11 protein-coding genes are annotated in these 9,223 nt (G+C 53.0%); 2 read left to right on the top strand and 9 right to left on the bottom strand.

The window, feature by feature from the left end:
* Positions 1 to 12: 12 nt before the first annotated feature.
* From hpaH to INT32_RS21025, 5 genes are read right to left on the bottom strand one after another with little or no spacing between them, the layout of a single operon-like run.
* The gene (gene hpaH, locus INT32_RS21005; RefSeq protein WP_193090658.1) at positions 13 to 795 is read right to left on the bottom strand and encodes a 2-oxo-hept-4-ene-1,7-dioate hydratase; all 783 of its coding nucleotides are present in this window, start codon (positions 793 to 795) and stop codon (positions 13 to 15) included.
* Positions 796 to 798: 3 nt separating this feature from the next.
* The gene (locus INT32_RS21010) at positions 799 to 1,659 is read right to left on the bottom strand and encodes a fumarylacetoacetate hydrolase family protein (protein ID WP_193090650.1); all 861 of its coding nucleotides are present in this window, start codon (positions 1,657 to 1,659) and stop codon (positions 799 to 801) included.
* Positions 1,656 to 2,528, bottom strand: a complete 873-nt coding sequence (locus INT32_RS21015) for an amidohydrolase (RefSeq protein WP_193090651.1) — start codon at positions 2,526 to 2,528, stop codon at positions 1,656 to 1,658. The genes INT32_RS21010 and INT32_RS21015 overlap by 4 nt, the downstream gene beginning before the upstream one ends.
* Positions 2,521 to 2,916, bottom strand: a complete 396-nt coding sequence (locus INT32_RS21020; RefSeq protein ID WP_193090652.1) for a RidA family protein — start codon at positions 2,914 to 2,916, stop codon at positions 2,521 to 2,523. The genes INT32_RS21015 and INT32_RS21020 overlap by 8 nt, the downstream gene beginning before the upstream one ends.
* A 27-nt stretch (positions 2,917 to 2,943) precedes the next feature.
* On the bottom strand, positions 2,944 to 3,906 hold the full coding sequence (locus INT32_RS21025) for a tripartite tricarboxylate transporter substrate binding protein (RefSeq protein ID WP_193090653.1): 963 nt from the start codon (positions 3,904 to 3,906) through the stop codon (positions 2,944 to 2,946).
* Positions 3,907 to 4,122: 216 nt separating this feature from the next.
* On the opposite strand from INT32_RS21025, the gene INT32_RS21030 reads away from it, so the two are divergent.
* Positions 4,123 to 4,740 (top strand): flavin reductase family protein, encoded by a 618-nt coding sequence (locus INT32_RS21030; RefSeq protein ID WP_193090654.1) that lies wholly within the window; start codon positions 4,123 to 4,125, stop codon positions 4,738 to 4,740.
* 24 nt (positions 4,741 to 4,764) lie between these two features.
* Positions 4,765 to 5,562 carry an IclR family transcriptional regulator gene (locus tag INT32_RS21035; protein WP_193090655.1) on the top strand — a complete coding sequence of 266 codons (798 nt, stop codon included), beginning with the start codon at positions 4,765 to 4,767 and terminating at the stop codon, positions 5,560 to 5,562.
* On the opposite strand, the gene INT32_RS21040 is transcribed toward INT32_RS21035, so the two are convergent.
* From INT32_RS21040 to INT32_RS21055, 4 genes are all read right to left on the bottom strand, one after another.
* Positions 5,559 to 6,164, bottom strand: coding sequence for a 2-hydroxychromene-2-carboxylate isomerase (locus INT32_RS21040; protein ID WP_193090656.1), 606 nt, complete (start codon positions 6,162 to 6,164; stop codon positions 5,559 to 5,561). The genes INT32_RS21035 and INT32_RS21040 overlap by 4 nt on opposite strands.
* The gene (locus INT32_RS21045) at positions 6,161 to 7,489 is read right to left on the bottom strand and encodes an MFS transporter (RefSeq protein ID WP_100699236.1); all 1,329 of its coding nucleotides are present in this window, start codon (positions 7,487 to 7,489) and stop codon (positions 6,161 to 6,163) included. Before INT32_RS21045 ends, INT32_RS21040 begins: the two co-directional genes overlap by 4 nt.
* A gap of 53 nt (positions 7,490 to 7,542) precedes the next feature.
* Entirely contained in the window at positions 7,543 to 8,322 is a 780-nt protein-coding gene (locus tag INT32_RS21050) for an aldolase (RefSeq protein WP_100699237.1), read from the bottom strand.
* Between the two features lie 105 nt (positions 8,323 to 8,427).
* Positions 8,428 to 9,223, bottom strand: a 796-nt coding sequence (locus tag INT32_RS21055; RefSeq protein ID WP_193090657.1) for a LysR family transcriptional regulator, incomplete at its 5' end; no start/stop codon positions are given.

Genomic DNA, 9,223 nt, shown 5'->3' on the forward strand with positions numbered 1-9,223 from the left:
ACTCTCCCTTGATCAGTTGAAACTGACAGAGATGCTGCCCAGTGTGCCGAAGTCTGCGTGAATCACATCGCCTTTTGCGACAGGAACGGTACGGGTGAAGGATCCGGCCAGTATGATGTGCCCTTTTTCCAGGACACCGCCAAAATCAGCGATTTTGTTCGCCAGCCATACGACCCCCATTGCAGGGTGCCCAAGAACCGCAGCAGATACGCCCGATTCTTCGATGGTGCCATTTTTATACAAAAGCGCACTGGCCCAGCGAAGGTCAATGTCCATGGGCCGTACGACCCGGCCACCCAGCACAACCGCAGCAGAAGCAGCATTGTCCGCGATATTGTCAACAATCCGTCGAGGATACCGGGTACGTCCGTCAACCAGTTCAAGAGCGGGCTGTATAAAGTCGGTCGCTTCCAGAACATCAAATAGCGACACGTTCGGGCCCTTGAGCGCCTTTCCAAGGACAAACGCCAACTCCACTTCAACGCGCGGCACAATAAAGCGGTCTGCGGCAATTCGATCACCGTCGTAATAGAACATGTTATCCAGCAAATGGCCATAATCAGGCTCATTGATGCCAAGCGTCGATTGCATTGCCCTGGATGTCAGGCCAATCTTGTGTCCACGCAGGACGGCGCCATGCGCTATCTTGTCAGCAATGACCAGTTTCTGTATCTCATAGGCGTCGGCGATCTGCAACCCAGGAAAAGTTTCGTCCAGCTGCGCAACGGGTGTTGCATTTTTTTCTGCATCCAGCAACAGGCGCATTGCTTTCTTGTGTATTTGCTTGCTGAGCATCATTCATCCATTTCTGACAGTATTTTTCAGAATGCCGATTGTCGGCACCTCCACTTCCACCACGTCCCCTTCCCGAAGAAACTTTGGCGGATCGTATCGAATCCCGGCACCCGTCGGCGTGCCGGTAGAGATCACGTCCCCAGGCTCCAGCGTCGTCCACCGGGAAATGTAATGGATCAGATACTCGAAAGAGAACATCAAGTTCGCGGTGGTATCGCGCTGACGTTCTTCGCCATTCACCCGTGTGATCACTTCAAGATTGTCATAACGAGGGAATTGGTCGGCAGTAACCAGCCAGGGCCCGGCAGAGCCACTCTGATCGAAGTTCTTTCCCTGCGTGACATTAAATTTTCCGTGTTTTAACCAGTCGCGTACGCTGCCTTCATTCAGGCAAGTCAGGCCTGCAATATGAGATAGCGTCTGCTGCTGCGGAATGCGCCGGCCGCGCTTTCCGATCACGATTGCAATTTCGCCCTCGTAGTCAAGCTGCTCCGACTCTTCAACCGGGCAAATCAACGGCTGCCCGTGGCCGGTGATGGATGACGCGAACCGTGGGAAGACGCTGGGATAGGCAGGTGCTGCGGTGCCGTCTTTATATTCTTCATTGCGATGGTGATAATTGATCCCCACACAAATGATTTTCCCAGGGTTGGGTATAGGCGGCAGATAATGCAGTTCTTCCAGGGCGTAACGTGGCGCACCATCAGGCAGCGATTGAACGACACTTGCCAGCTTGTCGCTGCCCAGCAGTGCATTGACGGTACTGATATCCGGACCGAAAGCGTCGGTCAGATCAACAACCTGATGTTCAATGACCACGCCGAATCGCGCTCTGTTTTGTATCACAAAAGAAACTATCTTCATTTCTCAAATCCAAAGAAGGCGGTTGGATTATCAACCAGTATTTTTTTAAGCAAGGCCTCGGAAGGCGCATAGCGGTACAGTTGTTCGACCAGATCACCCTCGTTTGGCGGCTGCTTGACCGACACCGGGTGCGGCCAGTCGCTCCCCCATACGACACGATCCGGCGCTGCCTCAATATAGGCCTGTGCAATGGGAATGACATCATTCCAGGGCGCACCAGCGCGTGATACCTTTTCTGTCAGAGAAAGCATGACCCAGAAGTTGCCTTTTTTCAGCAACTCCAGAACAGCGTTCAGGCTAGGGTCGGCGCTTTCTGAGCGAGGATCGGGACGCCCCATGTGATCCAGCATCACCGGAATGTCCAGCGACTGAAACATGGCAAGTTGATCCATGATGCCGGTCGCTTCAGGCTGAAACTTCGCGTACCAGCCCAGTTCCCGAATGCGTGCGATCGCATGATCAAATTCTTTTTCCGACATACTCACGCCCAGCCCCTGGCGATTGAAGCGGGCTCCTTTTATGCCTGCCGAATCGAGCTTTTCGAGATCACTGTCACTGCCTTCAAGCAGCACTAGTGCATTGGCACAACCTCGGTAGCCCGGTCCGGACGCCTCCAGTGCGTCCAGGACCACTTGATGGTCGGCCCCGTATGTTGTTGCCTGGACAATGACACCTCTTTCTATTCCCAACGTTCGATGCAATTGCAATGCCACCTCTATCGTGGCCGAGGGCATTTCGTAGGCCGCGCCGGCCCTGACGGGGTATTTGGTTGCCGATCCGAATACATGGAACTGACAATCACAACTGTTGGCAGGCGGTTTGGGATTGGGCGAACGTGGGTTTGGGTCAGGGGCAAGATAATCAGGCATTTGCTTCCCCCTTCACGGCAATAAAGTCGCACTCCAGTAATTTGCCACCATCCAGGCTGGCTTGCATGGTGTGCCTGGCCGGCCTGGAATCAGGATCGGGAAATAGCGCCAGCCATTCTTCGTTCAAGGCTGCACGTTGCGACCGGTCGTTCATCCAGACATGCATCTTGATAATGTCCGTGGGTTCCAGCCTAGCGGCACGGCAGATACGTTTCACATGATCAAACATGAGCCTGCTCTGCTCCTGTATCGTCGAACCATATTCACCGGTTGAGGGATCCGTTCCCTGAATGCTGCCCGAAAACACCATAGAGCCAATCTGGCTGGCCGCCGGAATCGGGTTCTTGTGACTGAACCCTTCCGCGTAGATACTCTTTCTTTTTGTCATATTCATTTCTCCTGACATGTTCTGTTCCTAGTTCACGCTGATGCCTGCCTTTTTGATAATCGGCACCCAGCGCGCGTCTTCTTTCTTTAGATACGCCTTAAAGTCTTCGGGCGTCATACTCTGGGCTTCAGCGCCAAGCGTCTCAAAGCGCTGAACGATTGCCGGATCTTTCAAGACCGCTGTCGTGGCGGCGCTGAGTTTTTCAAGAATCTCTGTGGGCGTGCCTTTGGGCGCCATCAAACCGGTAAAGGTGTAGGCGATAGCATCCGGAATATGGGATTCGGCCAAGGTTGGTACTTCCGGCAGGCTCGCAAGGCGTTTTTGTGACGTCACGGCAAGGGGACGCAGCTTCCCATCCTTTATGTAGGGCAAGGCCACCGACAGCTGGTCAAAGCTGAAATCCACCTGCCCGCCAAGCAAATCGGTGAGCGCAGGTGAATTTCCTTTGTAGTGAATTGTCATCCATTTGGCCCCCGTTTTGGCCAGCATCATTTCGCTCATCAAGTGATTGGAAGTGCCTGCGCCGGGCGAAGCCATATTAAGCTTGCCGGGATGTTTTTTCGCGAAATCTATGAGTTCGTTGACCGTTTTGATCGGTAGCCCGGGACGCACCTGCAGCACCATCGGAGTCATCGAAACCGACGTGACCGCCTCGAAATCCCGATCCCAATGGTAGGCATCACGATTGAAAATAATCGGACTATAAAGAAGTGGGCCGTTGGCCGCCATGAAGAACGTGTACCCATCCGGCTTGGATTTGGCGACATGCTCTCCGGCAATCAGGCCTCCGGCGCCCGCCTTGTTCTCCACGATAAATGGCTTGCCAAACGCTTTCGCCAGCCCGGGCGCGATGAGTCTTGCTGCAACATCCACGTTGCCACCGGGTGGATATGGGACGACGATTGTAACTGGCTTATCAGGCCAGTCGTTTGCATACGCCGTCGAGGCTAGCAGTATGGATACGGCAGCGATCATTTTTTGTGCTTGCATTTGTCTCTTCCTATAATCGATGGTGGAACCATGCGGCAAAAGATAGCAAGGGTTGATATCACAGGACAATATGAAAAATCGATTTACGTCCAAATAACGGACTTAATATAGATTCGATACTCACGACATGGTACAAAAATGGGGCATTATTGCGTTTGTCATGCATTTCCATTGACAATGACGGTTATTATTTGGACATATTTCTGGTGCCAACCAATGAAAATTTTTGCAAATAGCATGAGCCCCGAGCAGACCTACAAATTATTGACCGGTATCGTCGTGCCAAGACCTATCGCATGGGTGAGCACTTTGTCGGATGCTGGCCTCATCAATGTCGCGCCTTTTAGCTGCTACACCATTGTTTCCAACATGCCGCCCATGATCGGTATAAATATTGGGCGCAAGGCGGGAGCACGCAAGGACACCGCCACGAACATTCTTCGCAATAAGAATTTCGTCGTCAATATTGCAGATGAAACGCTGTTGGAACCCTTGCACCAGAGCGCCGGTGAATACCCGCCACAGGTCAGCGAAGCACAATTGCTGCATCTTGCAACCCTTCCCGGATCGTCGATGTCGGCGCCTCGTCTTGCGGCCGCTCCGATCAACATGGAATGCCGGCTGCATAGCGTAACCCCCTACGGCGATACCGGTGCAGAATTCTTTGTCGGAGAGATTCAGGTGCTGCATATCAGGGATAATTTGTTGAATAACGGAAAAATCGACAGTACGTCCTTGCGTCCGATCTGCCGTCTTGCCGGCCCCAACTACGCTACCCTGGGAGACGTCGTTACCTTGCCTGCGGTGTCGCAAACTCCAAAATCGGTGCTTTAACGATCACTATCAAGAGGAAACATCATGAATTCAGACGCGAGCGAAGACAGTGCAACTGCGCAACCGGGAAGCCAGACCGTTTCCCGTGCCATGCAGATCCTGCGACTGGTTGCCTGCGGTCAAGAGCATGGCGTGCGCCTGACGGATATTGTTAATATTTCAGGCCTGAACCGGCCCACTGCGCGCCGTATATTGAAAACGCTGCTGCAGGAACAAGCTGTTGAACAGGATCCGCTGACGCGTCGCTACCTGATTGGCAGCGAATTGACGCTTCTGGGCCTGGCGCGCCGCAGACGGTTTCCCCTTTTATCTGCCGCCTCAACGTGTCTGAACTACCTTGCACAAAGTATCGGCGACACTGCATTCCTGAGCATACGCCATCGGCTGGATTCAATTTGTATCGCCCGCCAGACCGGCCATCATCCTATCCAAGTGCTATCCATTGATGTGGGTGCGCGGCGCCCGCTAGGCGCAGGTGTCTCAGGCGTGGCTATTCTTTCCTGCCTGTCCCCAGATGAGCTGCGGCAAATCATTTCCGCTAATACCACGCGGCTGGCACAGAGCGACCTCACGCCAGACCAACTCATACAAAGGGTGCACTTGGCCAGAAACCTGGGCTATGCCTATGTCCAAAATGGCGTAATGTCCGGCACCAGCGCAGTCGCTGTCCCGGTTGTCGATGCAGCGGGACAAGCCCAGGCAGCCTTAACCATCACTGCAATGTCAAATCGTCTCGATACATCACGCCTGTCATATGTGGTGGAGCAGATGAAAGGGCAGGCCGAACAACTCAGCCGTCATGCGGATATGAACAAGAATTAATCTGCCCTTCTGATCGCCTCTTCCAGCATATCCAGCCTGTCCTGCCCCCAAAACAGTTCGTTCTTAAAAACATACGAAGGAGAACCGAATACACCGCAAGCCACGGCTTCATCGGTAAATTTCCGGTAGAGAGCAATAATCTGCGGCGCTTGTGCCTGGTTCATCAGCGTCAGGCCATCCAGGCCATGTTTATTCGCAATATCAATCAGAGTTATGTCAGATGAAATATCCTCATCTTCGCACCACTCGGCACGAAGAATGGATTTGGACAATTGGGCGATATCGATGCCGTTCTGGCTTGCTGCAATCACCATGCACGATGCCAGGTCTGCATTCGGGCACATGTATTTAGGCTGCAGGTTAATGCTGATGTCCAGTTTGCGGCACCACCGTTTCAATTCGGCGATGCGATAGGCCTGGCGTTCGGGCGAGCGCTGATGCAGAAGCATCCCGCCCGTCCTGGCGTAGACATCAGGAAGGTCTACTGGCTTGTAGTTAATTGCTGCATCGTATTTTTCCGCAATACGCGCCAGGCGATCCGCCCCCAGATAGGCCCAGTCGGAGTTCAGCCAAAAATAATAGTCTATGGTTTTGCCACTCATGACCGGGCCTCTTGCATTTCCGTCAGCGGCGCAAATTTGGCGGGGCCATGCATGAATATGGAGCTGATAATGGCAATCACACCCAAACCGCTCAGGTACCACACGATATAGCGTGGATCGCCGTCACCATAGGCAAGCAGCGACGTTGCAATCAGTGGTGCCAGGCCGCCGCCGATAGCGCCAGAGACCTGCACTGCGATCGATATACCACTATATCTGACCTCAGGCGGGAACTGGGCAGAAAAAAGACTTCCCTCGGGACCATACAGGCAGGCGTAGACCACACCGATGGCAATGATCATTGCGATATTGATGGACGCGACGTCCAAGCTGCCGAGCATAGAAAAAAACAAGGAGGAAAACAGCAATATGCCAATAGAACCTGCCATGAATACCCATTTAAAACTCAGGCGATCGCCAAGAATGCCAAACAGCGGCATGGTAAAGAGCGATACCAATGCGCCCCAGATAGTGGCATCCAGCATCACCATCCGATCAACACCAAGGGTATTGGTGGTATAGGCCAGTGCAAAGGTGACCACTGTGTAGAACCAGGTTACTTCGGCAAGCCTGCCGCCCACAACAACAAGCACTTCTTTCGGATACTTCTTCAGGACGATCATGGCCGGCATCCCAACCTTTTCGCCTTTCTTTTTCATGCGCTCAAAGTCTGGGGATTCGGCAACCTTGACGCGGATGAACCAGCCAACCAGCAAGAGTAGAACGCTGGCCAGGAAAGGAATTCTCCACCCCCAGGCCAACATGTCTTCGTTGGGCAATGACGCCACGGCGCCCATTGCCAAAGAAGACAGAATCAGGCCCGGGGCAACCCCCGCTTGAGGCAGGCTGCCAAAGAATCCTTTTTTGCCTTCGGGGGCATGCTCCACGGCCATCAATACAGCGCCGCCCCATTCGCCGCCCACGGCGATACCCTGTATAAATCGCATGAGCACCAGCAACACCGCGCCCCAGTAGCCAATGGATTCATACGAGGGAATGAGCCCGATCAGGATCGTCGGAATCCCCATCATAAACAATGTAATGAGCAGCATAGACTTTCGGCCGACCTTGTCACCGAAATGGCCGAAAATAATACCACCCAGCGGTCGGGCAAAGAATCCCACGGAATAGGTGGCAAACGCAGCCAGCGTCCCCGTCAATGGATCGAACGAAGGAAAAAAGATCGTATTGAAAACCAGTGCTGCGGCTGTTCCGTATAAGAAAAAGTCGTACCACTCAATGGTTGTCCCCATCATGCTTGCCAGGCCTGCCGTCACATATTGCGAACGCGAACGGACAGACCCGGATGTCGTATTATTCGCCATCCCGGTTCCTTTTAATAATAATGAACTTTATCGTCTGTTTAACGTGCCAGTAACTACTTCAGATCTAGCGGCGCAATACCATGCGTCTGCCTGCACCAGTAATTAAAGGTCGCCTTGACGATTGAATTTTTGAGCAGATAATCGTGGGCTTCAGCGGCAAGCTTGTCATCAACGGGAGTCAGCTTGCCAAATGCCTGCGCACGGATCTGCATACGAGCTGCGCGCTCAAGGTAAACCGACAGGTAGGTCGCCTCTTCACAGGAGGTACCCGCGGTCAAATACCCATGATGGGCCAGGATAATTGCCTTTTTTTGTCCCAATGCCTTTGAAATAATGACGCCTTCTTCATCGGCAATCGGCACACCGGGCCATTCACCCAGAAATGCGCAATCGTTATGCAAGGGAGTCATATCCATTTGGGAGATAATCAATGGCTGTCGCGCAGCGGCAAGGGCGGACGCCCAGGGCGAGTGAGTATGAATAATGCTGTTGACATCGGGGCGGGCATCGTAGACCCACAGGTGAAAGCGAGTCGCCGGGTTGGCCATGCCCTCTCCCGTCAACGTATTGAGATCGCGATCAACTTCGATGAAATCTTCAGGTTTCGCTTCGTCAAAACCCAGGCCAAAGCGCAAGGTCCAATAGGCACCCGGGCGCTCCGATCTTACGCTGATCTGCCCTGCCAGGCCCGCTTCCTGTTCGGTCATGGCCAGGATTCGACAGGCGTAGGCCATAGTCTCTTTTGTGTCCCGCTCTACAATTTGCAGATGCTTGGACATCTCCTGGGTTGCACGCTTATCGAAGTAGGATTTTTCTCTTAATGGCGCATTCATGCTGTGGCCTCCATACATGATCTGTTTATATAAAAACTTTCAAGGTTCTATGACAGATTCTATTGATTCAAATCAAATATAGCTATAAAGCAAAACTCATAGCAGCTATTCCACCTGTTCGTTCATGGCTTTCGACAACTGCAATATGCATTGCTCCAGGGCAATGGCCAAAGCACTCAGCGGTTTGTCATGATGCTTGATCAATACCATTCTTCGTCGCAATAAGGGCAGTTCGATTTTCACCTTCTTCAAGCCATAGTCTGCCAGCACTTTTGTCGGAATCCTGGACGGCAAAATGCAATCGCCGACGCCTGAAGAAACAAGCTTTAACATGGCGTCCACCGTTTCGGCTTCCGTCACGAAATGTGGCTCCAGGCCGCCACTGTGTATCATTTTGCGAAGGGCATAGTGTGGGGGGAAGCCGACCAGCTGGAGTGTTGTGCAGGTCAGATCCTGTGGCCCACTCAAGGCGCTGTCCTGTCTGACAATCAGCGCCATGTCTTCTTCAAACAGCGCAGTAGACACAAGCACATCAGAATTGACTGCCGAATCGTAGACCAATCCCAGCTCTGCATTTCCGTGTTCGACCAGCGTCACGACTTCTGGCGAGCTTCTACCCATGAGTGAAAGATTGACATGCGGCCGGTTGCTGACAAAAGTGGCCACGCAATCTGCCGTGAAATAATAGCTAAGCGTGTGCACGGCCGCCAGGCGCACCGTACCCTGAGTAATGCCTTGCTTGCGCACCTGATCCATCGCCCGGTCTATTTCCAGAAAGGCGGGTTTGACTGATTCATAGAGAATCTCTCCGGCCTCAGTCAGCTTGAGTCCCCGCCCGGTCCGCACGAACAAGCGCTGGTCTACATGGGCCTCAAGCAGCGCCAATTGTTTACTAAGTCCG

Origin of the sequence: Advenella sp. FME57 (genome assembly GCF_014897675.1) — a bacterium.
In the GTDB taxonomy this organism is placed as follows: Bacteria; Pseudomonadota; Gammaproteobacteria; order Burkholderiales; family Burkholderiaceae_B; genus Advenella.

What these genes read in the sequence shown, in the direction of transcription:
- INT32_RS21030 (WP_193090654.1), top strand. Translation starts at nt 4,123, where the DNA reads ATGAAAATTTTTGCAAATAGCATGAGCCCCGAGCAGACCTACAAATTA.
- INT32_RS21035 (WP_193090655.1), top strand. Translation starts at nt 4,765, where the DNA reads ATGAATTCAGACGCGAGCGAAGACAGTGCAACTGCGCAACCGGGAAGC.
- INT32_RS21015 (WP_193090651.1), bottom strand. Translation starts at nt 2,528, where the DNA reads ATGCCTGATTATCTTGCCCCTGACCCAAACCCACGTTCGCCCAATCCC.
- INT32_RS21025 (WP_193090653.1), bottom strand. Translation starts at nt 3,906, where the DNA reads ATGCAAGCACAAAAAATGATCGCTGCCGTATCCATACTGCTAGCCTCG.
- INT32_RS21050 (WP_100699237.1), bottom strand. Translation starts at nt 8,322, where the DNA reads ATGAATGCGCCATTAAGAGAAAAATCCTACTTCGATAAGCGTGCAACC.
- hpaH (WP_193090658.1), bottom strand. Translation starts at nt 795, where the DNA reads ATGCTCAGCAAGCAAATACACAAGAAAGCAATGCGCCTGTTGCTGGAT.
- INT32_RS21010 (WP_193090650.1), bottom strand. Translation starts at nt 1,659, where the DNA reads ATGAAGATAGTTTCTTTTGTGATACAAAACAGAGCGCGATTCGGCGTG.
- INT32_RS21040 (WP_193090656.1), bottom strand. Translation starts at nt 6,164, where the DNA reads ATGAGTGGCAAAACCATAGACTATTATTTTTGGCTGAACTCCGACTGG.
- INT32_RS21020 (WP_193090652.1), bottom strand. Translation starts at nt 2,916, where the DNA reads ATGACAAAAAGAAAGAGTATCTACGCGGAAGGGTTCAGTCACAAGAAC.
- INT32_RS21045 (WP_100699236.1), bottom strand. Translation starts at nt 7,489, where the DNA reads ATGGCGAATAATACGACATCCGGGTCTGTCCGTTCGCGTTCGCAATAT.